Below are 25,729 nucleotides of genomic sequence, written 5' to 3'. Positions count from 1 at the left end.
TATTCGCTCGTCTTACTCACTACGACCCCATCCTCCCTCGGCGCAAAAAAGACGGAAGCTCCCGCTCCCGCCTTTTTGACCTCACTCGTCGGGGTGACAGGATTTGAACCTGCGACATCTTGCTCCCAAAGCAAGCGCGCTACCAAGCTGCGCCACACCCCGCGGCCCGTACAATATACCCCAGATAGGCTGAAACTAAAAAATCCAAGCCAATTAGCAAAATCGGAAGCAGTACGCTACACTGATCCAGTCGCTAAAGAGCGAACACGCGAGTGTAGTTTAATGGTAAAACCTCAGCCTTCCAAGCTGATGACGCGGGTTCGATTCCCGTCACTCGCTCCAAGGGCAAGAGCCTAGCCCATCAACCCATTTGTGTGAATCAGCGGCATACCGCAATCTGGCAAATGAACTACAAATGCCGCAAAATCTGCACAGCATGCTGGTCTGCTTGAAGAAGTCTGCCGGCGGAGAACTTGCGGGCGAACTCTAAGGTGCCGTGGCAAGATATGTTTCTGCTGGTCAAGTGTAAAACGAAAGCGATTGTGACCTTTCCAACGAAAAACAGAAAAAGGTAAGGCTTACCTTGCTTTTTTGCTTGGGAGTGGGCCACAATCTTTTTGTCTATGCCAGACTGCGAAAGAGAAAAAATGAAAACTAAACTCATCGGAGCTATTTCCCCAATAGTTCTGGGAATCTTGATTGCAATTGCACCTCGCACCTTTGCCCCCGTGTGCCAGGGAGAACCGGGCAACTATATGGCATGCCACTGGACCGCCCAGGCATCATTGGGAATCGGCATCGTGATTGCGCTACTCGGCCTCCTGGCCTTCTTCGTTTCGACGAAGGTCCGCGCTGGACTTTCCCTTGCGGTGGTACTGGTCGGCGCCCTCGAGATCGCAATCGTTACGAAGCTGATCGGGGTGTGCGGGATGGCAATGATGCATTGTCATTCAGTTACACGGCCGACTTTGCTGGTGCTTTCCGTGCTCGCGATTGTCATCAGCGCTGTAGTTGCCTACTTCGACCTGCGCGCTGGGTCTGAAACGAAGTAGATATGTCAAACAACCTGGTCACCTTAGGTAAGCTGCCGCAAAAGAATCTATCTGCCAAGCCTGCGCGCACTGCCGGCTTGTTAATTGTGGTGGCTGTCCTTTCCTTCGTCTTTTTTGGAGGCTCGCTAGCTGCGCTCAGCTTGAAGGCAGGGCTTACTAGCGTTCAAGAACGCATGGGCGCCGACATCATGGTGGTGCCCAAGGGGGCTGAAAAGGAAGCTGCGGGAATCTTCACGAAGGGAAATCCGGGTACCTTCTACTTCAAGAAGGATCCTACCTCTTCAGTGAAGAAGGTGGCCGGGGTCAAATCCGTTACCACGCAGACATACATTTCCTCGCTCAAGGCTAGTTGCTGTGCCAGCCAGCTGCAGATCATTGGGTTCGACCCCAAGACCGATTTCGTAATAGCCCCTTGGATTCGCTCGCAGTATTCGAAGACGCTCGAAGACGGCCAGGTTATTGCAGGAGCGAACGTGGTTCCATCAGAGCGGGGGAGTATAAAGCTTTTCAACCATGAATTTCCGGTCGCGGCTCACCTAGCACCCACTGGCACCAGCTTCGACAATTCGGTGTTTGTGAATAAAGCCACTACCGCTATGGTGGTGTCCTACTCGGCGTTGGTGGGCCATCCGGCAGTGCAAAATGTCGACCATGCCGTATCTAATGTGCTGGTTGAGGTCGAAAAAGGCTACCAGGCCGAGGACGTTGCGGCTTACATCAACGCTATGGGAGACATGCGCGAGGTAGGGGCTGTAACTCCGGCGGGAATGACTTCGAAGATGAAGGCTTCACTGGCCAGCACCACCAACTACCTATTTGCTTTTCTTGGCCTGTTTTGGCTCACCGGAACGATCGTGCTCGTTGCCGTGTTTTCGGCGATGACCAACGAGCGTGCGAAAGAACTCGCCACCCTTCGCATTCTGGGAGCCCGGCGCCTAGAATTGGTGAAGCTGCTCATGAGTGAATCGGCAATACTCGGTTTGGCAGGAGGGCTAATCGGAGTCTTCTTGGGAGCCCTCCTGATGTATCCGTTTGCCACCCTCATACAGGCAAATATGCAGCTGCCCTATTTGCCCACAGGCTGGGCAGAAGGCATTGGTTTAGGTGCCGCCTGCCTACTGTTTGCAATGTTGACATCCGTGATTGCGGCAGCGCTTGCCGGCGCGAAGATGCTTTCTAAAGAAACGTATCTGACTTTGAGGGCAGGAGACTAGGATGATTTTACAGGCGCGTGGGCTCAGCCGTGAGTTCGAAAGGCGCGGGAAGACTTTCGCGGCGGTAGATTCTGTAGATTTGCAAATAGACGAGGGCGATTTTGTAGCTGTCGTGGGCAGGTCCGGCAATGGGAAAACCACCTTACTCAACCTGCTGACTGGAATATTGGAACCGACTGCAGGCACCGTACGTATTTGCGGCCAAGAGCTATCCGGCCTAACCGATCGGGAGATATCGCATTTGCGCAACTGCGCAGTCGGATATGTAACTCAGCAGTCTAGTCTGTTGGGATCGCTCACCATACTGCAAAATGTGCTCTTGCCGGCTGCTATTGCCGGCCGAAGTGAGGGGGAAGTGCTAGATCACGCCCTCGAACTGTTAAAAGCCTTGAAAGTGGAAGAGCTTACACTCGCTAGGCCCAACGAGCTGTCGGGCGGGGAACTTCGGCGCGTGTCTATTGCTAGAGCGCTTGTGAATGAGCCGAAGCTGATCATTGCCGATGAGCCGACCGGCGACCTGGATGCAGAATCTACTGGGCTGGTGATGGACCTGCTTGCTAAGCAAGCCAAGAGAGCCAGCGCGGTTTTGATGGTCACCCACGACTTGGAGGCATTGCAGTGGGCCCGTTCGATATACAAGATTGATAGAGGTAGACTGTCAAAAACTGACCCCTGTGAATAGAGGCTTCTTGCTAAACCGTCTCGAGAAAGCAAATACCGTTGCCGAGTTGGCGAAGAATCTGGAACTTTCCGGCCTGAGTGTTGAGGAATTGGCAGCCCGGGCGGGGCTAGATCTGCGCACTACCCGGGATACTCTCAGGCTCGAACCGGGGTGTAATCCGGCTTATGTGTGGCTTTTGCGAGACAAGCTAGAAACAGCTGTTAAAGAGGGCGGCGGCGAACCTTACCCATTTTCAAAACTAACTGAGGAGGCTCGCCGCGCCGCGCGGGGCTGGTTTGGGGTTCGGGACGAACACTAAGTATCGAATCTATATGTCGAATACTGACAGAAATTGCACGATGCGTTCGTCGGTTGAGGTAAAGAACTGATCAGCTGTGCCTGAAAAATATAGCGATCCGTCGATCAGAAACAGGATGTGGTCGCTGACTCGACGAGCGAATGACATGTCGTGAGTCACTACCACTAGCCCCTGCCCGCGGCCGGATAGCTTGGTGAGTACCTTGGAGACTTCGGCGGCCAATTCTGGATCTAGCGCCGAGGTGGGCTCGTCGCAAAATAAATATTTCGGCTCTAAAGCCATGGCTCGAGCAATAGCGGCGCGCTGGGCCTGCCCTCCCGAAAGCGAGGCCGGGTAGGCGTCTGCTTTCCCTGCCATGCCCACGTCCTCCAGTAAGGACAGGGTTTGAGTGGTCAGCTCAGTGCCGTGCAGGCGGGGAGCGAGTTCCACGTTTTGCCGCACAGTGAGGTGGGGGAAGAGGTGAAAACCCTGGAAAACGGTTGCAGAATGCTTGCGAATTTCGGCTTTTTCTGCCCGCGTTACTTTGTGGGGAAAACGTAGCGTAGTGCCTTCGACAGTTAGCTCGCCCTCGTCGGGTGTCTCGAGTAGATTTAGCGTTCTAAGAAGGGTAGATTTGCCTGAACCTGAAGGACCCACTATGACCGTAGTTTTCCCGGGCTCAAAGTTAGCCGAGACTTTGTCGAGGGCACGTATTTTTCCGCCAAAAGTTTTTGACAAGTTTTCCAGTTTAATCATTGGTTATCACATACCTCGAGGTTCTCTTTTCTAAATATGCCTGTCCCCAGCTAAGAGCCGTACAAATGAGCAGGTAGATAAGTGCCACTTCGGTGTAAAGGATTAGTGGCTCGTAGGTGCGGGCCGTTATCTGCTGGCCGATTTGGAGCACGTCTGACAGAGTAATTACAGATGCTAGGGAAGTGGATTTGACTAAATTCACGAACTCGTTGCCCAGAGGCGGCAGCGCAATGCGCCAAATTTGGGGTCCAATAACGTAGCGCAGCGTTTGCCAGTGGCTCAGCCGCAGCGTAGAAGCAGCCTCCCACTGGCCTTTGGGAAGAGAAAGTTGGGCCCCGCGCACGCCCTCGGCAATATAGGCGCCAGAATTCAACGAAAAAGTTATTATTGCCGCCGCCCATGCAGTAAGAGAAATTCCTATCTTGGGGAGGCCGAAAAATGCGATGAATAACTGGACGAGCACGGGGGTGCCCCTGAAAATCCATACATAAAATCGCGCTATGGTTCGCCCCACCGCAAACCTTGACAGTCGTAGCTGAGCGGTAGCTATCCCCAGCACTAAGGCAATCGCGAAACAAATAAGTGAAAGAGGAATAGTCACTTTTACAGTTGCTGCCAGCAGCTGAGGGAATGACTCAATCCAAAGCGAGATTGTATGCATGGTGAACCTTACTTGGGCGAAATATCTTCGCCGATGTATTTGTCGAATATCTTGGCGTAGGAGCCGTTTTGCAGGCCCTTGGTGATGGACTCGTTAAGCTTCTTCTTTAGCGAGTCCTGCTTCTTAGCGAGCATGATCGAGATTTTTACCGGTTCGGCCTCGGGGACGGATACAGCCTCTAGGGGCTTGTCTTTGTTCTTCTTCAGATAGTCGGCAATGGTCACCACGTCGTTTACTGTGCAGTCAGCCTGGCCATTTACAAGTAACTGCGTGGATTCGGAAAAGCCCTGCGAAGGAACAATTTCAGCGCCTGCCTTTTTAGCGGTCTGGCCGTAGTCGGAGGACGGAGTCTGTGCGCACTTCTTCGATTTCAGATCGGCGAGCTTTGTGATTCCAGAGCCCTTCTTCACCAGGATCTGTGGGCGCGAAATGGCGTACGGAGTGGTGAAATCGTACTTTTGCTTGCGCTCTTCAGTAGGGTTGATGTTGTTGATAACAATGTCGTACTTGTTGGTGTCTAAGCCGGCGATCAGGGAATCCCATTTTGTTTCTACAAAATCGGGCTTTACCTTTAGATCTTTGGCTATGAGCTCGGCGATTTCAACCTCGAAGCCAACTAGTTTGCCGGAATTATCGTGGTAGCCATATGGCACGAAAGTACCTTCGATGCCCACCCTTATTTTTCCTTCTGATTCAATCTTTTTGACTGGATCCGAGGCGTTGGAAGAGCACCCGCTCAGCGCTATGGCAGCTACTGCTCCAGCGGCAAAAAATCGTAGTATTTTTTTCATTTTTCCTCATTTATTTTTCTGGGGTTACAAAAGACAGCGCTCCGGCTAAATCGGCGCGCAAATCTGCTACGTCCTCGATTCCTACGGCGAGTCGCAACAGCTGATCCGAGATCCCTGCCTTGGCCCGTTCGGCGGGAGTCAGGTTTTCATGGATCATAGTGGCGGGATGGCAGATAAGGGTTTCTACCGATCCCAATGAAACGGCAAAACGAATAAGTTTCAGGTGAGCAGCGAAGTCGAAAAAGTTGATCCCCTTTTTGAGCTCGAACGAAAAGAGGGCACCGTCGCCGCGGGATTGCCGCCGGTGAATTTCCTTTTCTTGTTCCGAGAACCATCCGGGTGCTAAGACCCGTTCTACCGCGGGGTGGTTTGCTAAAAATTTGCGCAGTTCGAGAGCGTTTTGCTGGGCTCTATCGAGGCGTATTGCCAGTGTTTTTAATCCTCGAATTACTGAATATGAATCGAACGGTGAGAGGGGATTTCCCAGGGCTTTTGAAGCTATTTTGAGGGATTCGTACCAAGTGTGGTCGTTGGTCAAAATGAATCCGGCGAGCGCATCTGAATGCCCTGCCAGATACTTAGTTCCCGAGTAGACGACCGCGTCAACGCCCTCTTTTAGGGGGTCTTGAATGTAGGAAGTGGAAAACGTATTGTCGACAACCACTTTGGCGCCCGCTTGTTTGGCCAGCTGGACAACGTGAGCGATGTCGGTGACACGCAACGTGGGGTTTGTTGGCGTCTCTAGGAAGATCAGGCCAGTGTCTTCCGGAATCGTTTGCAGAGAGTTGAAGTCTTCCACAAAATCAGCGCTAATCCCGCGGGCTGCGAAAAATTGTTGGGCAAATAGGAAGGTGCCGCCGTAGACGGAAGAGGTTAGCAGCACTCGCTGATTGGTGTGTAACGAAGAGAAAATAGTTGCGCTCGCAGCCATTCCAGTGGCAAAAGCTAGGCAGTGCCGGGCGCCTTCTACGTAGGCGAGGGCGGATTCTACTGCTCCGCGGGTAGGGTTTCCGCTGCGCTGGTAACCGTAGACGGGGCTGGTGCCGTCGGTAGGCTGAGCAAAGGTAGAGGCCAGGTAAATCGGGGGAATGACTGCCCCGTATTCTTCGGAGGGGCGGCTTGCGGAGTAGTCGTTGACGACGCGGGTAGCGAAGGACAGGGGAGTATCGGGTATAGGCATGGTTGTAGTCCAGTCTTGGTAGGGGGAAGCGCGCGGATACACTAGTCCGGCGGCTGGGGGAGAAAAGTTAGGCTTATCGCCTGTAAGAGCTAGGAAAAATCAACTAGCGGCACATTCGGCACTGACACATACACATGCACATGCAGGAGTTCATAGCCGAGCCGGCAAACTGCTGTGCGAAGGTGTTCTTAGCCATGCGGACAATGTTAGCGACGCAAAATTGCTCGTGCAACCGTCTGTCTCGATAAAAGGACGCGGACCAGGCCGGCATACTGCTATTAATTAAGGGGCTAGAAAAAGGCGTAACAGATCACACTGCTAGTTCTCGTTTTCGCATAGGGGTGGTTTTGCTTTAGTATCAGAGGGATTGGCAGTTTAGCCGGAATAACGTAAACACATTTGGAGTTCGAAACTGTGAAGACCACTGTTGAAAACCTTGCGAAGACCAAGGTCAAGCTGACCGTCGAGGTTCCAGCTGAAGAGCTAAAGCCCGCAATGGATAAGGCATATAAGGAGATTGGCCAGCAGGTCAATGTTCCTGGCTTCCGCAAGGGGCATGTGCCTCCACAGATCATCGACCGGCGCATTGGTCGCGCCTACGTGGTGGAGCAGGCTATCAACTCGAAGTTGTCGGATTTCTACGGCCAGGCTCTTTCCGAGGCTGAAGTGCAGCCGCTGGCACAACCAGCCATCGAGGTAACCGACATTCCTACTGGCGAGGGTGAAGACCAACAGCTGGTATTTACCGCTGAAGTCGAGATCATGCCCGAGTTTGAGATTGCTTCGACTAAAGATCTTTCGATCAAGGTTGACTCGATCTCGGTTAGCGACGACGATGTCGAGGAAGAGCTCGATCGCCTACGCGCCCGCTTCGGTACGCTGAAGGGTGTTGACCGGCCGGCGCAGAAGGGCGACTTTGTTTCTATCGATATGAACGCTTCTGTCGACGGTGAGGAAATCGATTCGGTTTCTGGCGTCTCGTACGAGGTTGGCTCTGGCTCCATGATGGAGGGTATGGACGATGCCCTAGAGGGCATGTCTGCCGACGAGGAAACCGATTTCGACACCACCATGCGTGGTGGCGAGCACGAGGGCGAGGCTGGCAAGGTTCACCTGAAGCTGCGTTCTGTCAAGGTGCGCGAGCTGCCCGAGGCGGACGACGATTTTGCCCAGCTGGCTTCCGAGTTTGACACCATCGGCGAGCTGCGTGCGGATTTGCGCAAGAACGTCGAGAAGGGCAAGGCTGGCGAGCAGGCCGTGCAGGCCCGCGACAAGGTTCTGGAGCACCTGCGCGACAATACTGAGGTGCCGCTGCCCGAGGATATTTTGAAGGCTGAGCTCGAGGCTCGTGTGAAGGATTCTTCCACTGACGAGGAAAAGGAAGAGGCCAAGAAGGCTATTGAGGCTTCTTTGAAGGATCAGCTGCTACTCGACAAGTTGGTTGCTCAGAAGAACGTTCAGGTTTCCCAGCAGGAGCTGCTTCAATTCGTTTTCCAGACTGCGCAGGCTTACGGGGTGGATCCCTCCCAGCTGCTGTCCGGCGACAACGCTCAGCAGCAGATGTCTGCGATGGCAGGCGACATGGCTCGCAACAAGGCACTGGTTGCGGTGCTGCGCGAAGTAAAGGTCGAGGACGAGGACGGCAACGAGGTGGACCTGTCTGAGTTCACTAAGGACCCGGCCGAGGAAGAGGCCAAGGCGACTGCTGAGGCAGCTGCCGCCGCAGCTGCCGAAGAGGCTGCGGAAGACGAAGAGACCGAAGAGGAAAAGTAGGCTTTCGATAGAAGGTGGGGGTTTAACCCCCACCTTCTTTGTGCCTGAACCCTGGCCTGTGCCAATAGCGAAAAGCGGGGCTCTGGTTCATGAAAAGGGCTCTGATGTAGGTACCGTATTACCTAGCGATGAAATAGACCTATGGAGGATGCACGTGAGTAATCCAGTAGCTGCCGATCAACCGGCTCCGGGGGCGCCTGGGAGCGCTGTTTTTGAGCGTTTACTAAAAGAACGCATTATCTGGCTCGGTTCTGCTGTCGAAGACGAGAATGCAAACGAGATTTGTGCCAAGATGTTGCTTCTAGCTGCCGAGGATCCCGAGGCGGATATTTTCTTGTACATCAACAGTCCGGGTGGTTCTGTTACAGGTGGTATGGCTATTTACGACACCATGCAGTTGGTGCAGCCCGATGTGGCTACTGTGGCAGTGGGGCTGGCGGCCTCCATGGGGCAGTTGCTGCTAACTGCGGGAGCGCCCGGAAAGCGTTACATTACTCCTCACGCTAGAGTTATGATGCACCAGCCTTCGGGCGGAATCGGCGGTACAGCAGCGGACATCCGCATCAACGCCGATCTGATCTTGCAGATGAAGCGCACTCTGGCTCAAATTACCGCTGACCGCACTGGCAAGTCGCTCGAGCAGATTGAGCTCGATTCTGATCGTGACAAGTGGTTTACTGCCCAAGAGGCACTTGAGTATGGGTTCGTAGATCACGTGGTGGAGCACGCCTCTGCCATCAACGCTGGTACTACCAAGTAGGGGGCAAAAATGAACAATATGGAATTTGCAGCTTCGTTGCCGCAGGCCCGCTATGTGATGCCGCAGTTTGAGGAGCGCACAGCCTACGGTTTTAAGCGCTCGGATCCTTACACGAAGCTGTTTGAAGATCGCATCATTTTCCTTGGAGTGCAGGTCGACGATGCCTCTGCCGACGATGTGATGGCACAGTTGCTCGTACTCGAATCGCAAGATCCCGATTCGATGATCACTATGTACATCAACAGCCCCGGCGGATCTTTTACTGCTATGACGGCTATCTACGACACGATGCAGTACATCAAACCCGAGATTCAGACTGTGTGCCTCGGTCAGGCTGCCTCGGCGGCTTCGGTACTGCTGGCTGCTGGCAGCCCTGGACGTCGTCTGGCGCTGCCTAATGCTCGAGTTTTGATCCACCAACCGGCTCTTGCCGGCCAGGGAGGGTATGCACAAGCTTCCGATATCGAGGTGCAGGCTAACGAGATAGATCGTATGCGCGAATGGATGGATCAAACTTTGGCGCGGCACTCGAATCGCACCGCCGAACAGATTCATGCTGATACTCAACGCGACAAGATTCTCACCGCCGAGCAGGCTAAGGATTATGGTTTGATCGACCAGGTTTTGGCCTCGCGCAAAGTGAAGCGCCTGCAGGATTAAAACATTGCGCTGATTGGCGGGTGAAGTGCGTGGCATCTCGCACTTCACCCGCTTTCTGCGTAGTGTAGATCTTGACGATAGGGAGGGGAAAAGGTGGCCACGTCCGCTGAAAGCGTTGATCTTCTGAAATGCTCGTTTTGCGGCAAATCTCAGAAGCAGGTTCGCAAGCTCATTGCGGGGCCGGGGGTCTATATTTGCAACGAGTGTATTCAGCTGTGTGTCGAAATTATCGAGGAAGAGCTTAGCCACAGCGAACCACAGGATTTAAACCGCATCCCTAAACCGCGCGAAATCTACGATTTTTTGAACCAGTACGTTATTGGCCAAGACAGTGCCAAGCGTTCTCTTGCAGTTGCCGTATACAACCACTACAAGCGGGTGCGTGCACGCGACGGCGGAAAAGACATCGATCTGGATATGACCAAGTCGAACATTTTGATGCTCGGACCAACTGGAACAGGGAAAACCCACCTAGCTAGATCGCTGGCCCGCATGATGCGGGTACCTTTCGTTATTGTTGACGCTACGGCTTTGACCGAGGCGGGCTACGTTGGCGAAGACGTCGAAAATATTTTGTTGAAACTGATTCAAGCCGCAGATGGCGATATCAAGCGTGCCGAGCGCGGCATAATCTACATAGACGAAATCGACAAGATCGGCCGCAAGGGTGAAAATGCTTCCATTACTCGCGATGTCTCGGGTGAGGGCGTGCAGCAGGCACTGCTGAAGATTATAGAGGGCACAGTGGCTTCTGTGCCTCCGCAGGGCGGACGCAAACACCCGCACCAGGAATTCTTGGAAATCGACACGTCGGGAATCTTGTTTATTGCTGCGGGAGCATTCGCGGGCATTGAGGATATAGTGCAGGAGCGTCTAGGTAAACGCCGGACCGGATTTGGTTCGGATCTAAAGTCCAAGGCTGAACACGGGGATCTGTACGCGCAAGTGACCACCGAAGATTTGCACAAGTTCGGTATGATTCCCGAGTTTGTGGGGCGCCTGCCCGTGCTCACAACCGTGAGCGCGCTCGACGAGGCAGCCCTTATGCGGGTACTCACGGAGCCAAAAAATGCGCTGGTTAAACAGTACGTGTCGCTGTTTGCGCTAGATGACGTAAAACTTACGTTCACTACCGAGGCACTCAGGGAGATAGCTAAGTTGGCGTCGGCGCAGGGCACTGGTGCGCGCGGTCTTTCTTCGATTATGGAATCAGTTTTGAAAACTACCATGTTTGAAGTACCGTCAGATCCCACAGTAACTGAAGTGGTTATTACCCCCGAGGTAATCACCAACGGAGAAACCGCAAGACTTGTGAGGGAGGATCCTTCGGTCAGGCGGGAAGAACGGAGCGCGTAGTGAGTGCCGATAGGACTCTGAAAGAGCCTGAGGATATTCCCCCAGAGCTGGTGCAATTGAGAGCCACAATCGACAATATTGATGCTGCCCTGGTGCACATATTGGCAGAGCGTTTCCGGTGCACCGAAAAAGTGGGAGTTTTAAAGGCTAGGCTAGATCTGCCCCCGGCTGACCCGGACCGCGAACAACGGCAGGTGGCTCGGTTGCAGGAGTTAGCTGCTGAGTCCGGCTTAGATCCCGAGTTTGAGAAGAAATTTTTGCGTTTCATAGTGGACGAGGTCATCCACCACCACGTGCGTATTCGCGACGAGGTAGCTAAGAAATAGTTTTTTTGGGGGGAGCCAGTGCTGGCTCCCCCCAAGAACTCTGTTTATTTCTTCGAGGCGTAGATTTCGGCGACCTCGTCTGCGTAGCGTTTCAGGACCTCGTTTCGCTTTACCTTCAAGGACGGGGTTAGCAGCCCGTTTTCCACAGTAAAGTCGGTTAACAGTACCTTTATTTTCCGAATCGACTCTGCCCGCGAAACCTGTTTGTTTGCTCGGGCAATGGCCCGGTCGAGCGCGGCGAGCACTTCGGGGTGGCGGGCCGCGTCGGTAACGTCCATAGGCGGCAGTGACCTGTTTTTGAGCCACTTGGGCAGCATCTCGGTATCTAAGGTAACCAGTGCCGAGATAAACGGCTTTTGGTCGCCTACCACCATGATTTGGCTAATTAGCGGGTGCCCGCGCAGCGAATCCTCCAACGTGGAAGGAACCACATTCTTGCCACCGGCAGTAACAATAATTTCCTTGGCGCGGCCGGTAATCGATAGGTAACCGTCCATGTCCAAAGAACCAATGTCACCGCTGCGGAAATACCCGTCCTCGGTGAAAGACTGGCGCGTCAGCTCAGGAGCGTTGTGGTAGCCCCTAAAGACAGACGGGCCCTTAACAAGCACTTCGCCATCGTCTGCGATACGGACCTTGACGGTGGCAATAGGCGGGCCGACAGTGCCGATCTTAGTTAGCCGGGGAGTATTTACCGCAAGAGGAGCGTTAGTCTCGGTGAGGCCGTAGCCTTCCAAGATGGTTACCCCAATGCCGCGGAAGAAATGGCCGAGGCGGCGGCCCAAGGGAGCTCCACCCGAAATCACGTATTTGGCGTTGGGCCCCAATAGTTTAGTGATCTTGTGGAAGACCAACTTATCGTAGAATTCCCGTCGCGCCTTAAGGCCGCGGGAAGGGCCCTCTTCGGTATCTAAAGCCTCCGAATATTCAATAGCGGTCTTGACCGCCCCGGCAAACATGCGCCTAGTAATTGTATGTGCATCAGCTTTGGCCTCCGCAGCATTGTAAATCTTCTCGAGAACTCGGGGAACCGCCAGAATGTAGCTAGGGCGGAACGATGCCAAATCCCCAAGCAAGTTAGCTGTGTTGGGAGTGTGCCCGAGCACCCCATTGCCGGCAACCTGGAACATCTGCAGAAAACGTGCGTAAACGTGTGCCAAGGGCAAGAAGAGCAACAGCCTGGAGGATTTGGGAGCCGCGATCTCGGACATCCACTTCATGCCGTTTAAGGCCAAGTACGAAAAATTGCCGTGGGTCAGCTCGACGCCTTTGGGACGCCCCGAAGTACCAGAAGTATAGACAATAGATGAAAGATCGTCGCAAGTGAGCTCGGCAACCCGCTGGTCGACCTCTTCAGGAAGCACCTTGCGTCCCACTTCCAGAATCTGGATGATCGCCGAATCGTCAAAAGAAAGTATCTTCTTCAGAGACTTTCCCTTGTCTTTCACGGATAAAACCAGTCGCTTGAGCACGGTAGTTTCGGTAACTACCAAAGCGGGATCTGCGTCCTCTAAAATCCAGGCAATTTGCTCGGCCGAATCGGTCTCGTAAATCGGCACCAACACGAGCCCGGCGCTCTGGGAAGCAAAATCCAGCAGAGTCCACTCATAACTGGTATGCGCCATAATAGCCATGCGGTCGCCGGGCTGGAGCCCCATCCCAATCAGACCCGCAGCCACCGAGTTGACCTCGGCAAGGAATTCCGCTGCTGACAAGTGGATCCAAGAGCCGCCAAGTTGCGATTTGCGGTCGATTAGCACCTGGTGAGGAGCTCTCTCAGCACGGTCTCGCAGCAGCCAGGGTACGGTCTGATCCGGTTCTACTTTTACTAAAGTGGGTCCGGTCCACTCGACCACTTCGGTAAGTGGTTTAGTGCCGGGTGCCTCTTCGTCGGACTGGAACTGACTCATGCAGTTACTTCCTGTTCCGCTTGGCAGGAGGTTCGCCAAGCTCAAAGTCGCCTGTAGTTACGGACTCGTTCTGCGAGGGCGCAAGCTTTAGTTCGCCCTCAATCTTAGCGGAGGCCACGATATCTGTGCGTACTTCTTCGAGTGCGGACATCATATCTGCAGGTACTTCCAGGCTTACCCGCAGGTACGGGGTGCGCTGAGAGACCTTCGATTCAGATTTGACCTTGCGCAGGGCGGCCATAGCCTGGCCGGCAGCCTCAAGCAAGGTCACGTCACCGCCGATTCCCTCTAGCGCAGAAGTTACGGGCCACGGAGAATTGTGCACTGAACCTTCGCGGTACCACGACCACACCTCTTCGGCGGCAAAAGGAATGAAGGGCGCAAGCAGGCGGCACACGTTGTCCACCACTATGGCGAGGGCGCACCGGGCAGAAGCAACGTCGGCCTCGGAGTAGTTGCCCTCGAAATTGTTCGCCCTATCCTTCACAAGTTCCAGGTAGTTGTCGCAGAAAGACCAGAAGAAGGTCTCCGCCTGTTCCAAGGCTCGCGTGTGGTCGTAGGCCTCGAAAGCCTCGGTTGCCTTGTCGATAACCTGAACTAGCCTTGCCAAGATTGCCCGATCGGCGGGCAGGGTGACTTTGGCCGGATCTAAATCGATGTGGTCGCCAGCCATAGACAGGGCAAACTTTGAAGCATTGAGCAGCTTCATGGCCAAACGCCGCCCAACCTTCATTTCGGCCTCTTCAAAAGCCGCATCGGTACCAAGACGCGCCGAAGAAGCCCAGTAGCGGACCGCGTCGGAACCATGCTTGTCTAGCAGACCAGCAGGAGTTACAACGTTTCCCTTAGACTTGGACATCTTCTTGTGGTCAGGGTCCAAAATCCAGCCGGAAATCGCGGCATGCCTAAACGGCAGAGCATCAAATTCCAGGTGCGCGCGGGCAACCGTAGAGAACAGCCAGGTACGAATAATGTCCTGCCCCTGAGGGCGCAGATCCATGGGATAGACACTTGCAAACAATTTGGGATCCGACAGCCAACCGGCAGAAATTTGTGGGGACAAGGAGGAAGTTGCCCACGTGTCCAAAATGTCTACCTCACCGACAAATCCTCCGGCTTGCCCGCGCTGGTCGGCACTGTAGCCTTCGGGAACATCTGTAGAAGGATCTATAGGGAGGTTTTCTTCCGACGGGGTGATCACCGCGTCGTAGTCTACATCGCCGTTTTCCTTGACCTTGTACCAAAGGGGAATGGGTACTCCGAAGAAACGCTGCCGAGAAACAAGCCAGTCGGTGTTTAGCCCACGCACCCAGTTGTCGTAGCGCACATGCATAAACTCCGGATGAAAATCCAGTTCGTTGCCACGGCCGATGAGTTCTTCGTTTAGAGTCTGCTTCTTCCCCTCACGAGTGTAGTCGCGTCCGCCGTTGCGGATGTACCACTGCCGGCTCATCACAATTTCTAGGGGCTTGTCGCCCTTTTCGAAAAAGTTAGTCATGCGCTGGGTGGGTTTAGGATCGCCAATCATCTCGCCGGAAGCTGCCAGCGCCTCAACCACTGCCTTGCGAGCACTGAAGGTAGTCTTGCCCGCCATTTCCTTGTACAGTTCGCGCCCAGAAGCGGTAGTGATCCATTCGGGAACTTCGGCTATGATGCGCCCGTCCTTGCGCAAAATATTGCGCGTGGGCAAGTCTAGTTCGCGCCACCACTGCACGTCGGTCAGATCGCCGAAGGTGCAGCACATGGCAATGCCCGCACCCTTGTCGATCTCAGCGGCCGGGTGCGCTAGCACCGGAACCTCGACCCCAAAACCGGGAGAAGTTACGGTCTTGCCGAACAGGTGCTGGTAGCGTTCGTCGTTGGGATGGGCAATCAACGCGCAGCAGGCGGCTAGAAGTTCTGGCCGGGTAGTTTCGATAACTACGTCCTCGTCCGCATCTGTGCGGTGGAAGGCCAGCGCGTGGTAGTTGCCAGGGTAGTCGCGGGCCTCGAGTTCGGCCTGGGCAACTGCGGTCTGGAAGGTAACGTCCCAAAGCCCGGGCGCTTCAGACTGGTAGGCCTCCCCGCGTTTGAGGTTGCGAAGGAACGCTGCCTGAGCAACTTTCTGTGCCTTCTTGCCTATAGTCTGATAAGTGTGCGACCAGTCGACGGAAAGGCCTAGCTGCCTCCAGAGAGCTTCGAACTGTTTTTCGTCCTCTTGAGTTAGCTTCCAGCACAGCTCGATGAAATTGCGCCTGGAGATTGGCACCTGGTCGCGCATTTTGATGGATTTCCCGGTACCGTTGTGCGGCGGCACGAAGTTGGGGTCGTAAGGCAACGACGGGTCACAGCGCACCCCAAAGTAGTTTTGTACGCGCCGCTCTGTAGGTAGGCCGTTGTCGTCCCAGCCCATCGGGTAAAACACGGAGTATCCGCGCATGCGCTTGTAGCGAGCGATCAAGTCAGTGTGGGTGTAGCTGAAGACGTGCCCCACGTGAAGTGAGCCCGATACCGTGGGTGGGGGAGTATCGATCGAATACACCTTGGTGCGGTCGGCGTTGTTGTCAAAAGCATAGGTGCCGTTTTCGTCCCAAACTTTTGCCCATTTTTCTTCGAGCCCATCGGGGCTCACTTTGCCGGGTACCGCAGGATTTGCCAGCATCTTCAGTTCAGTTGTCAAAATACACTCCGTGAATAGGGCGCGGGGGTGTTCCGCGCTTCGGCGTTTTCCGGTCTAGTGTATCGCGGGGGTAGAAAAATTCAGCTAAATCCTCACGGTGGTGACTGTGGGATTAATCGTTCATAGTTCATCCACAGGGCCGACCAAGTAAGACCTAAGTGAGTCCAGATAGAGTTAGGGGGAAAGGGAGGAAGGCATGTCACATTTACCTCTTCACGAGGACGGGAGCTCCCCACTGGTGCTGATTGCTGACGACGAGCCTATGCTGGCTGATCTTTTGTCGCAGGCGCTGCAATCGCGGGGGTGGCGTACCCACGCTGTTACGGATGGTTTCGCGGCGGTGCAGGCGGCACGCAAAATAGGCCCGGATGCGGCGGTGCTGGACATCATGATGCCCGGAATGGATGGGCTCGAAGCTATGGAGCGTATCCGGCGCGAAGATCCTCACTTGCCTATCTTGCTGTTGACCGCCCTCGATGCGGTCGAGGATCGAGTTGCGGGACTTCGCTCGGGGGCCGACGACTACGTGGTGAAGCCTTTCAACCTTGACGAGGTGGAAGCTCGCCTCGAGGCTTTGGTGCGCCGTTCCGGGGGGTTGGCCACCCAGGAGGCAGAGACTATTTTAGAAGTTGGCGACTTGGTCATGAATGTTGACCGACATGAATTGCGCCGGGCCGGAGAGGGAATAGAACTCACTAAGACAGAGTTCGACCTGTGCGAGTATCTGATGCAAAATGCCTCGAAAGTCCTTTCAAAAGCCCAAATCTTAGATGCCGTGTGGCATTTTGACTTCGGCGGAAAAGCTAATGTGGTGGAGCTTTACATTTCCTATCTGCGCAAGAAAATTGATGCCGGCAGGGAGCCTATGATTCACACTGTGCGCGGAGTGGGCTACGTAATGAAACCGGCGGGCGGCGATGGCAGGGCGTAACTACCAGTCACTGGGAGTACGTCTTCCCGCCCTCGTATTGGTAGTGGGAATTTGCCTGCTGCTATTTGTTGGAGGATTAGCCGGGTTGACACTTCGGCAGGTGCTCTACGGCCAGGTAGACGACACTTTGCGCTCCTCGTTGGGGCAGGCCGAGACTAAGGCCGACCCCACCGGTTCGGAGGGTTCCCTGTCTCACTCTCTGCTAAATCCCGGTATGTCCCGAGGGTCGGTGCACATCATCCGCAAAGGGGAGTTAGTTCTAGCTGGGAAAGTGAACGCGGATCTGACAATAGTCGAGATCTCGAAAAGTCAGGCGGACGAATTTACTAGTGCCGCCCGCCCCGGGCCCACTTCTACTTGGATTAGCGGAATGGGACACTACCGCGTGCTGAAGGCAAAAATGATTGCTCCGGACGGGAGCGCCGTTGCGGTGGTAGCCGGAGAACCTTTAGAGAAGGCTGACAACGTACTGGTGTTTTTCGGGGGTCTTTCCGCCCTGTACGGCATCGGGGGGCTAGTGTTGGCATGGTTGCTGGCACGAGTGCTCGTGCGCCGTGAGCTGGCGGGCATCCGCACGGTGACAAAAGTTGCCAGGCAAGTCACCACTCAGGATCTGTCCGGGGCCGTACTCTCGACGCGAGCCCCAACGGAGCTTGCATCCTCCCAAACTGAAGCCGGTGAAATGGCCAAAGCCTTGAACGTCGCCCTCGAACATGTCGAGAAGTCTCTGGCTGCGCGTGCAAAAAGCGAGGACAAGTTGCGTCAATTCGTAGCAGACGCCTCCCATGAGCTGCGCACTCCGCTGGCGACAGTGGGGGGATATGCCCAGCTTTTGTCCGCTCAAGGGTTAGAAGGGCAAACGGGACAGGCGGTCTCTAGGATTGCTTCCGAGGCAGAACGCATGCGAGCCCTTGTAGAGGACCTGCTGTTGCTTGCCCGCATAGATTCGGGGCGGAAGGTAGAAGTGAAAAATATTCCTCTGGCCGGGCTCGCCGTAGACGCGGTAGCTGACGCCGCCGTCGCCGCTCCAGATCATGAGTGGGATTTGAATCTTGCCGAGGGCGCCGAAGATATCGAAATCAAAGGCCACGAGGCGGGACTACGCCAGGTTTTTGCCAACCTGACTGCAAATGCTTACCAGCACACCCCGCCTGGCACTCATGTGCGCGTCAGCCTGCGCGGGGATGGGCACAGGGCGATATTGACTGTTAGTGATGACGGGCCAGGAGTGCCCCCGAGTGAGCGCCAAAAAATATTCGACCGTTTCGCCCGCGCCGATTCAGCGCGCCGCCCGGGCGAATCAACGGGACTCGGCCTATCTATAGCCCACGCCATAGTCGAAGCTCACGGCGGCAGCCTCACTCTTGCAGATGAAGCAGAACTGGGAGGGGCTACCTTCGTGGCCAGCTTCAAACTTCTTTCCCAGGGGCCAAGGTAAACTGGATCCGTGCGTTACGTATCTACCCGCGGCGGCGGCAAACCCCGCTCTTTTACCGATATTTTGCTTGAGGGGCTCGCCCCCGACGGAGGCCTTTACCTACCCGAAGAATACCCCCAACTGGATAAACGCACGCTTAGCGATTTTTCGAAACTACTCTCCCAGGAAGGCTACGCTGCCCTGGCAGCCAAAGTACTCGCCCTCTACATCGACGACATGGACGAGCTCACTCTAGCTAGACTCTGCGAGGGCGCCTACGGGGGCGGAAAATTTTCTGCCGCCGACATTGTTCCGGCCACCCAAATAGGGCAGCAGATGTGGTTGGGGCACCTCTCCTACGGGCCCACAGCCGCATTCAAAGATATGGCAATGCAGCTGCTAGGCGAGCTCTTCGAAGAGGTACTGTCCCAGCGCGGGCAGGTACTCAACATATTGGGTGCTACCTCCGGAGACACTGGCTCTTCTGCGGAATACGCAATGGCTAATCGTCGGGGAATAAAGGTATTCATGCTCACCCCCAGAGGGCGCATGAGCCCATTTCAACAAGCCCAGATGTTCTCGCTCACCGATCCGAATATTTTTAATATTGCAATTGCCGGAGTCTTCGACGACTGCCAGGACATAGTCAAGGCAATCTCGGCAGATCTAGAATTCAAGCGAGCCCACCATATAGGGGCGGTAAATTCAATCAACTGGGCCCGTCTGCTTGCCCAGGTGGTGTACTACATTGGGCTCTATCTACAAGTGAGCGAAAAAACCGGGGCAGAAAAGGTCTCCTTCTGCGTGCCCACTGGCAACTTTGGCAACGTGTGCGCGGGTCACATTGCCCGGCAGATGGGATTGCCTATCGACCGGCTTATAGTTGCCACAAACGAAAATAACGTCCTCGAAGAATTCTTTACTACTGGCCGCTATCGAGTGCGCTCTGCCCAGCAAACCCTGGCCACTTCATCCCCGTCGATGGACATTTCCAAAGCCTCAAACTTTGAACGCTTCATCTTCGATCTGCTGGGACGCGACGGGGCCCGTTGCCGGGAACTGTTTGCAAACCAGCTTCGAAACTCCGGCTACTTTGAGCTGCCAGAGGCAGTCTTTGCAAAAATTTCCGACTTCGGGTTCCAAAGCGGATCCTCGACCCACGCCAACCGCCTAGAACAGATTCGCCTGCTAGATCGTGAAGGGATCGAAATAGACCCCCACACCGCCGACGGAGTACAGGTAGCAAAGACCCAAGGAGCAGACTTGACCTCGCCCATAGTGGTATTGGAGACCGCTCTGCCCGTGAAATTCTCGCAGACCATCCGGGAGGCAACAGGACACGGGCCAAAGGTACCCGGCCGGTTTGCCGATATAGAAAAAGGACCCCGCCGGGTTGTAGACCTGGAAAATGATCCCGAAGTGGTAAAAGACTACCTTCGCGAATTCGGTTTATAGCGGACCGCCGGCAGTATTTAGGTCTAGGCGGCGATACGCCCTCGGGAATAGGCAAGCGGCCCAAAGAGCAGCCACGGCCGCTACTGCGACGGTGGCCCACATAGCCCCAGCTAACCCCACAGTGGCCGTCAGGCCCGCGACAAAAAGCGGGCCGGCTGCTGAGCCCGCCTGCGTGATCGCCGTCCACCACCCTAAAAAGCGCTCGCGGTAGATATCTGGAGACATGTCGACGCCCATGGTCATTACTATGCCTGAGCCGAAACCGTTGCCGAATCCCACCAGGGAGGCAAACAATACAAAGGCCACCTTTCCTGGAAAGAGCACTAGTCCCAAAAATCCGGTGCCCATAATCAGATAGGCCGGCAAAACCGCAACTAGGCGCCCATAGCGGTCCTGCAGGCGGCCGGCCGGGTAGAACATGGCAACGTCTAAGGCTGCAGAGATTGCGAAGGTAGCCGAAATTAGAGTGGGTGAAAGGCCCAGATGGGTGCCCCACAGTGGGATTAGCACGTTCCTGTTCGCCCTCACTATTTGCATAGACATTCCGGCGTAGGCCGTAATCGCAGTGGAAATGCGGTCGGGCTTGCGTCGTAGAGGGCGGCTGAGCCTATTAGCTTTTTTAGCTGACTTGGTACCCGCGGAGGCGGGTACCAAAAATACTGCGACCATACCCCCGGCTAGCAAAGCCGTGAGCAGGTGTAGCCAGAAAACTGCAGGAATACCTCCAAATGCCACTATTGCGGTACCCAGGGCGGGGCCGGCCATAACCCCTAACCGCATCATCCCTCCGAGCATAGAGAGGGCGGTCGCGCGGTATTCGCCCGAAATATTGTCGGCCAAGTAGGACTGCCTGGCTATTGCCCACACTGATGCCGCTATGGCTATTCCGGTAAGGCCCGCCACGTAGCCCACCTTCGCCAGCATGCCAGGACTGTAGAGGGCAGCCAGCGAGATTCCCAGCGAAAGTGCAGCAATTGCGGTGGCTCCCTCGAGGCCCCTTTTGTCTGTGGTGCGCAGCAGGACGTGGCCTACTAGCGGGGCGGCAACGACTCCTACCACGCCGTAATAGGCCATGACGGTGGAGGCATGAGAGGAGCTAAAGCCAATTCGCAAGGCAGCCAGCACAATCATCGGCGCTACCGCACCCGAGCCCACCGCGAAAATTATAGTGGGGGCATATATCGGCCAGATTAGTTTCCGGAGCGGACTCACTTGGCTTTAGCCAGTTCGTTGTCCCTATCTACAGCCGCTTGCACGGCAGCGGTAGCGCTGCGGGAAAGACCCGCTTCTTCGGCCGCCAGTAGCCCTGCTACCGTAGTACCAGCGGGCGAGAGCACCGTATCCACTAAGGCTGCTGGGGAAAGGCCGGAGGCCGCGGCATTCTTTTCTACGTTCTCGGCGCTGCCCGCCATGGCAGTGGCAACTATCCGTACCGCCTGGGCTTTGGGAATGCCCTGAGCTAGTCCCGCACGTGCGAACGAATCGATGAGTTGAAAAATCCATCCGGGCAAGCAACCGGCTAGTGCCGCGAAGGCGGGAAAGAGCGATTCGTCGATTACTTCGCAACTGCCGCAGCAGTTGAAAATCGAGATAACCTTTTCCAGATCGGCTTTGGCAGTGTTAGCGCTGGCAGCAAGGCCCGACATGGACCTGCCTATAGAAGCGTTGACATTTGGCATCACGCGGACTAGCCCTGCCGGGCAGGCAGGCAGATCTTCGCTAAGAGTTTGCAGGCTCCGGCCGGCGGCCACTGAGACAATAACGGTTTGCGAGGGATCGGTAAGATTCGAGAGCACGCCGTTCATCTGGTGGGGCTTTACGGCTACTACGGTCACGTCGCAGCTAGCTACTAGTTCGTCAGCGCTTTTCGCCACTTTGGCGCCCAGCTCCTGGGCAAGCGGCTCAGATGAGGCGGTGCGGCGCGCGTACAGGTGGAGCTCGAACTTGTCGGCCCCGTTTGCTGCGATTCCCCTGGCAATGGCGCTCCCCATCGAACCGGTTCCTAAAATGCCAACTTTTAACATGATTCCTCCTTAGAGCGGCGCTTCCAATCTACCAAGGTTGCTACTGCGCTCTAAGCGGCGGGAGGCGGCACGCCTGCTTTATGATCCAATAAGCAGAGGCGTGCTCATGCCGAACTGAGAATTGCCGGCGTCCTCACTAAGGCGGCCAAAGGCTTGCTCGGCAACCGAGGTAGTTCCAGGTTGGCGCACGTGCTGTAGCCTCGGTAGTACTAGGGACTGCCTCAGCTCGAGACTCGCGTGTGGCTTGCAAAAACTTGGTGTTGAAAAACACAATCCCAATGGGCGAATTTGGTTTCTTAGCCAGTAGAGCCCTGGCTAGACTGTAGGGGCGTGGATCCGGCAATCACCGGGGAGCACCGGGAAGAACGGGAAACCTAGTAGAACCCGGCGGGTAAGCCCGACACAGCTACAATGAGCGGCTGCCTTGGCGCAGGGTTAAGGTGGCAAGCGAGGTGGTACCGCGGCTCTAGTCGTCCTCGAAGCAGAGGACAAGGAGACCATGAGCAAGGATCCGCAAAAGGCAAAGCGGGGGACCTACCCACGCCACCGTGATAGCGCAGTCGAGTCATCTCCGAACTTTCCCAAAATGGAAGAGGACACCCTAGCCTACTGGAAAGAGGATGACACCTTCCGCAAATCCGTTCGCAACCGCGATTCGGGTGAGGGCGGCTCGAACGAATTCGTGTTCTACGACGGGCCGCCGTTTGCGAACGGGCTACCGCATTACGGCCATCTTCTGACTGGGTATGTAAAAGATTCGGTAGCCAGGTACCAGACCCAAAAGGGCAAGCACGTAGAACGTCGCTTCGGTTGGGACACCCACGGGCTGCCGGCAGAGCTGGAAGCTGAACGCATACTGGGCATTGAAGACAAGTCTGAAATCGAAGGGCCGGGCGGAATCGGGATCCAAAAGTTCAACGACACCTGCCGCTCCTCAGTGCTGCGCTACACCGACGAATGGCAGGATTATGTCAACCGGCAGGCACGCTGGGTAGACTTCGACAACGACTACAAAACTCTAGACGTCACCTACATGGAATCGGTCATCTGGGCTTTCAAACAGCTCTACGACAAGGGCTTGGCCTACGAAGGGTACAGGGTATTGCCATATTGTTGGCACGATCAGACCCCGCTATCCAACCACGAACTAAAGATGGACGACGACGTATATCAAACCCGGCAAGACAACACGGTAACCGTGGGGTTGCGCCTGGAAACGGGGGAACTCGCCCTCATCTGGACGACCACGCCGTGGACGCTGCCGTCCAACCTGGCTATAACGGTTGGTGCAGACATCGACTACGTGACTATCCAGGTCGATCCAGAACTCGACTCCCCGGTAGCCGGCGAGAAAGTGATCATCGCCAAGGCGCTGGCAGGTAACTATGCCAAAGAATTGGGCGAAGACCCACAGATCGTTGCCACCTACAAGGGCAAGGAGCTGTTGGGACGCCGCTACAGCCCGATCTTCGATTACTTTGCCGACGGCGCCAAAGAGGGCCAGACTCCAGGGCCCAACGCCTTCACCGTCGTAAGTGCAGACTACGTTTCCACTGAGGATGGCACCGGCCTGGTGCACACTGCTCCCGCTTTCGGTGAAGACGATATGTTTACGTGCATGGCTGCTGGTATCAAAGCGGTTGTGCCGGTGGACGAGGCCGGCAAGTTCACCTCCCAAGTGCCCGAATACGAGGGAGTGCAAGTATTTGATGCGAATAAGCTAGTTATTCGCGACCTGCGCCGTGGCCACGAAGATAACGAGGGCCCGCTGGCGCGCATTCCTGCCGAAAAACGGGCGGTGCTGGTACGCCAACAGTCTTACGCCCACTCTTACCCGCACTGCTGGCGCTGCCGCAAACCGCTTATTTACAAGGCGGTATCTTCGTGGTTCGTGAAGGTCTCTGCTTTCCGCGACCGCATGGTAGAGCTGAATCAGCAGATCACCTGGGTGCCCGACCACATCAAGGAAGGCCAGTTCGGCAAGTGGCTAGCCGGGGCGCGCGACTGGTCTATCTCGCGCAACCGCTTTTGGGGAAGTCCGATCCCTGTGTGGAAGTCTGACAATCCCGAATACCCACGCGTAGATGTGTATGGTTCGCTAGCTGAGCTCGAACGCGATTTCGGAGTGGAAGTAAAGGATCTGCACCGCCCCTTTATCGATACTTTAGTGCGCCCGAACCCCGACGATCCCACGGGTAAGTCTATGATGCGCCGCATTCCCGACGTGCTTGACTGCTGGTTTGACTCAGGGTCTATGCCCTATGCGCAAGTGCACTACCCGTTCGAGAATCAAGAGTGGTTCGAAAATCACTACCCGGGCGATTTCATAGTCGAATACATCGGGCAGACCCGCGGCTGGTTCTACACCCTACACGTGCTTGCCACCGCGCTATTCGATAGGCCTGCCTTTACCTCTTGTGTGTCGCATGGCATCGTGTTGGGCGACGACGGGCGCAAGATGAGCAAGTCGTTGCGTAACTACCCGGACGTTAGGAAGGTATTTGACTCCTACGGTTCCGATGCCATGCGTTGGTTCTTGCTTTCGTCCCCGGTAGTGCGCGGAGGCAACCTCATTGTTACCGAGAAGGCGATTCGCGACACTGTCCGCCAGGTAATGCTGCCACTTTGGAATTGCTACTACTTCTTCGCCCTCTACGCGGGTACCTGCAATGGCGGAGACGGCTACACCGCCAAGCTGCTTGACTTTGCCGACGCGCAGAAGATCGCTTCGCTGCCGGTAATGGATCGGTATCTGCTCGCTTCTGTGAAGAATCTGTTGGAGCGGGTGGCCGCCTTACAGGATGGCTACGACGTTGCCGGGGCGGCTCATGAGGTCGAGCGTTTTACCGACGTGTTGACTAACTGGTACGTGCGCACTTCTCGCCAGCGTTTCTGGGACGAGGACGAGCGTGCTTTCGACACGTTGTACTCGGTGCTCGTGTTGTTGATGCGGGCAATTGCTCCGTTGGCGCCCCTATTGGCTGAGGAGATTTACCGCGGTCTTACGGGCGAAGAATCCGTGCATCTAACTGATTACCCGAGCCTGCCCGATACCTGCGCAGATGCCGAGCTCGTAGCTACGATGGACGAGATTCGCGATATTGTGTCTGCCGCACACGGGCTGCGCAAGGCGAATAAGCTGCGCGTGCGTCAGCCGCTGCAGACGCTAACTGTGGTTTCCGAAAACTCGGCGGGCCTTGCAGATTTCACGGCCCTGGTGCAAAGCGAAGTCAACGTGAAGCACGTTTCGCTAGTTCCTGCTGCGGAATCTGGCCTCGAGGTGTCAAAGGAACTATCTTTGAACCCGCGTGAGTTCCCTCCGCAGGTGCGCAAGCACACCTCGGACTTGTTCAAGGCCCAAAAATCGGGGCAGTGGAGTGAGCTCGAGGGCGGCAAGATCCGCTTTGACGGAGTTGAAGTAGATGGCGAACCAGTGGTTTTAGGTCCGGGACAGGTTTCTACGTCAATTAAGGTAACTGCCGAAGAGGGGCAGGCAGCAACAGTGTTGGCAAACGGCACCTTCGTAGTGCTAGATACCACCGTAGACGCCGCCCTGGAAGCGGAGGGCTACGCTCGCGACGTTATCCGCGTGGTGCAGGATCAGCGAAAGGCTGACGGATTGCACGTAGCCGACCGCATCAATTTGGTGTTGTCAGTTCCCGAAGAACGCATCCCAGACGTGCGCATGCACCAGCAGATGATTGCCGCGGAAACGTTAGCAAAGGCCATTTCGTTTGACGCAAATGATTCCTCCGACAGCGAGGTGCACGCCTCGGTGACGAAGATCGAGAAGTAGATAAATGTTGGGCCCGGCTCCTGCCGGGCCCAACATTTATCTAGCCGCC

Annotated in this window: 21 protein-coding genes and 2 tRNA genes; 14 read left to right on the top strand and 9 right to left on the bottom strand. The window is 55.5% G+C overall.

Annotated features, from left to right (window positions below; genetic code table 11):
• Positions 1–88: 88 nt before the first annotated feature.
• Positions 89–162: transfer RNA gene (locus tag G437_RS0105695), tRNA-Pro, on the bottom strand.
• Between the two features lie 106 nt (positions 163–268).
• Between G437_RS0105695 and G437_RS0105690 the strand changes: the two genes are divergently transcribed.
• From G437_RS0105690 to G437_RS0105665, 5 genes are all read left to right on the top strand, one after another.
• Positions 269–342: transfer RNA gene (locus tag G437_RS0105690), tRNA-Gly, on the top strand.
• A 305-nt stretch (positions 343–647) separates the two neighbouring features.
• Positions 648–1,052, top strand: a complete 405-nt coding sequence (locus G437_RS0105680) for a DUF4418 family protein (protein ID WP_024331612.1) — start codon at positions 648–650, stop codon at positions 1,050–1,052.
• A gap of 2 nt (positions 1,053–1,054) precedes the next feature.
• Positions 1,055–2,266 carry an ABC transporter permease gene (locus tag G437_RS0105675; protein ID WP_024331611.1) on the top strand — a complete coding sequence of 404 codons (1,212 nt, stop codon included), beginning with the start codon at positions 1,055–1,057 and terminating at the stop codon, positions 2,264–2,266.
• Position 2,267: 1 nt separating this feature from the next.
• Positions 2,268–2,948 (top strand): ABC transporter ATP-binding protein, encoded by a 681-nt coding sequence (locus tag G437_RS0105670; RefSeq protein WP_024331610.1) that lies wholly within the window; start codon positions 2,268–2,270, stop codon positions 2,946–2,948.
• Positions 2,941–3,246, top strand: coding sequence for a DUF2316 family protein (locus G437_RS0105665; protein ID WP_158237523.1), 306 nt, complete (start codon positions 2,941–2,943; stop codon positions 3,244–3,246). Before G437_RS0105670 ends, G437_RS0105665 begins: the two co-directional genes overlap by 8 nt.
• 9 nt (positions 3,247–3,255) lie before the next feature.
• Here G437_RS0105665 and G437_RS0105660 read toward each other — a convergent pair whose 3' ends face one another.
• Genes G437_RS0105660 through G437_RS0105645 form a run of 4 tightly spaced genes read right to left on the bottom strand, consistent with a single transcriptional unit; the run spans position 3,256 to position 6,613 of the window.
• Positions 3,256–3,963: an amino acid ABC transporter ATP-binding protein gene (locus tag G437_RS0105660; RefSeq protein ID WP_233188489.1), complete on the bottom strand. Its 708-nt coding sequence runs from the start codon at positions 3,961–3,963 to the stop codon at positions 3,256–3,258.
• A 10-nt stretch (positions 3,964–3,973) separates the two neighbouring features.
• Positions 3,974–4,642 carry an amino acid ABC transporter permease gene (locus G437_RS0105655; RefSeq protein ID WP_024331607.1) on the bottom strand — a complete coding sequence of 223 codons (669 nt, stop codon included), beginning with the start codon at positions 4,640–4,642 and terminating at the stop codon, positions 3,974–3,976.
• 8 nt (positions 4,643–4,650) lie between these two features.
• A complete protein-coding gene (locus tag G437_RS0105650; RefSeq protein WP_024331606.1) occupies positions 4,651–5,433 on the bottom strand; it encodes a transporter substrate-binding domain-containing protein in 783 nt (260 codons plus the stop codon).
• 10 nt (positions 5,434–5,443) lie between these two features.
• Positions 5,444–6,613 (bottom strand): trans-sulfuration enzyme family protein, encoded by a 1,170-nt coding sequence (locus tag G437_RS0105645; protein WP_024331605.1) that lies wholly within the window; start codon positions 6,611–6,613, stop codon positions 5,444–5,446.
• 414 nt (positions 6,614–7,027) lie between these two features.
• Between G437_RS0105645 and tig the strand changes: the two genes are divergently transcribed.
• From tig to G437_RS0105620, 5 genes are all read left to right on the top strand, one after another.
• Positions 7,028–8,386 carry a trigger factor gene (gene tig / locus G437_RS0105640; protein WP_024331604.1) on the top strand — a complete coding sequence of 453 codons (1,359 nt, stop codon included), beginning with the start codon at positions 7,028–7,030 and terminating at the stop codon, positions 8,384–8,386.
• 148 nt (positions 8,387–8,534) lie between these two features.
• Positions 8,535–9,146 carry an ATP-dependent Clp protease proteolytic subunit gene (locus G437_RS0105635; protein ID WP_024331603.1) on the top strand — a complete coding sequence of 204 codons (612 nt, stop codon included), beginning with the start codon at positions 8,535–8,537 and terminating at the stop codon, positions 9,144–9,146.
• 9 nt (positions 9,147–9,155) lie between these two features.
• Entirely contained in the window at positions 9,156–9,806 is a 651-nt protein-coding gene (locus tag G437_RS0105630; RefSeq protein ID WP_024331602.1) for an ATP-dependent Clp protease proteolytic subunit, read from the top strand.
• Between the two features lie 93 nt (positions 9,807–9,899).
• Positions 9,900–11,162, top strand: a complete 1,263-nt coding sequence (clpX, locus tag G437_RS0105625; protein WP_024331601.1) for an ATP-dependent Clp protease ATP-binding subunit ClpX — start codon at positions 9,900–9,902, stop codon at positions 11,160–11,162.
• On the top strand, positions 11,162–11,488 hold the full coding sequence (locus G437_RS0105620; RefSeq protein ID WP_024331600.1) for a chorismate mutase: 327 nt from the start codon (positions 11,162–11,164) through the stop codon (positions 11,486–11,488). The genes clpX and G437_RS0105620 overlap by 1 nt, the downstream gene beginning before the upstream one ends.
• A gap of 44 nt (positions 11,489–11,532) precedes the next feature.
• Here the strand turns inward: G437_RS0105620 and G437_RS0105615 are convergent, their stop codons facing one another.
• Entirely contained in the window at positions 11,533–13,398 is a 1,866-nt protein-coding gene (locus tag G437_RS0105615; protein WP_024331599.1) for an AMP-dependent synthetase/ligase, read from the bottom strand.
• Positions 13,399–13,402: 4 nt separating this feature from the next.
• Entirely contained in the window at positions 13,403–16,039 is a 2,637-nt protein-coding gene (gene valS, locus G437_RS0105610) for a valine--tRNA ligase (protein WP_029769344.1), read from the bottom strand.
• Between the two features lie 214 nt (positions 16,040–16,253).
• Between valS and G437_RS0105605 the strand changes: the two genes are divergently transcribed.
• The 3 genes from G437_RS0105605 to thrC are packed head-to-tail and all read left to right on the top strand — an operon-like array spanning position 16,254 to position 19,860.
• Positions 16,254–16,988, top strand: coding sequence for a response regulator transcription factor (locus G437_RS0105605; protein WP_024331597.1), 735 nt, complete (start codon positions 16,254–16,256; stop codon positions 16,986–16,988).
• On the top strand, positions 16,975–18,426 hold the full coding sequence (locus G437_RS10550; RefSeq protein WP_024331596.1) for a sensor histidine kinase: 1,452 nt from the start codon (positions 16,975–16,977) through the stop codon (positions 18,424–18,426). The genes G437_RS0105605 and G437_RS10550 overlap by 14 nt, the downstream gene beginning before the upstream one ends.
• Before the next feature lie 9 nt (positions 18,427–18,435).
• The gene (gene thrC, locus G437_RS0105595; RefSeq protein WP_024331595.1) at positions 18,436–19,860 is read left to right on the top strand and encodes a threonine synthase; all 1,425 of its coding nucleotides are present in this window, start codon (positions 18,436–18,438) and stop codon (positions 19,858–19,860) included.
• Here the strand turns inward: thrC and G437_RS0105590 are convergent.
• Together G437_RS0105590 and proC are read right to left on the bottom strand one after the other, a co-directional pair.
• The gene (locus tag G437_RS0105590) at positions 19,855–21,015 is read right to left on the bottom strand and encodes an MFS transporter (RefSeq protein WP_141739504.1); all 1,161 of its coding nucleotides are present in this window, start codon (positions 21,013–21,015) and stop codon (positions 19,855–19,857) included. The two genes, thrC and G437_RS0105590, sit on opposite strands and share 6 nt — an antisense overlap.
• 53 nt (positions 21,016–21,068) lie before the next feature.
• Positions 21,069–21,884, bottom strand: coding sequence for a pyrroline-5-carboxylate reductase (gene proC, locus G437_RS0105585; RefSeq protein WP_024331593.1), 816 nt, complete (start codon positions 21,882–21,884; stop codon positions 21,069–21,071).
• A gap of 499 nt (positions 21,885–22,383) precedes the next feature.
• Between proC and ileS the strand changes: the two genes are divergently transcribed.
• Complete coding sequence (ileS, locus tag G437_RS0105580; protein WP_024331592.1) at positions 22,384–25,680, top strand: isoleucine--tRNA ligase; 3,297 nt, start codon at positions 22,384–22,386, stop codon at positions 25,678–25,680.
• Positions 25,681–25,729: the final 49 nt, after the last annotated feature.

It is taken from the genome of Winkia neuii subsp. neuii DSM 8576 (genome assembly GCF_000420405.1).
Classification (GTDB): domain Bacteria; phylum Actinomycetota; class Actinomycetes; order Actinomycetales; family Actinomycetaceae; genus Winkia; species Winkia neuii.
The sequence above is the reverse complement of the archived record's forward strand: the minus strand, read 5'-3'. Positions and strand labels throughout refer to the sequence as shown.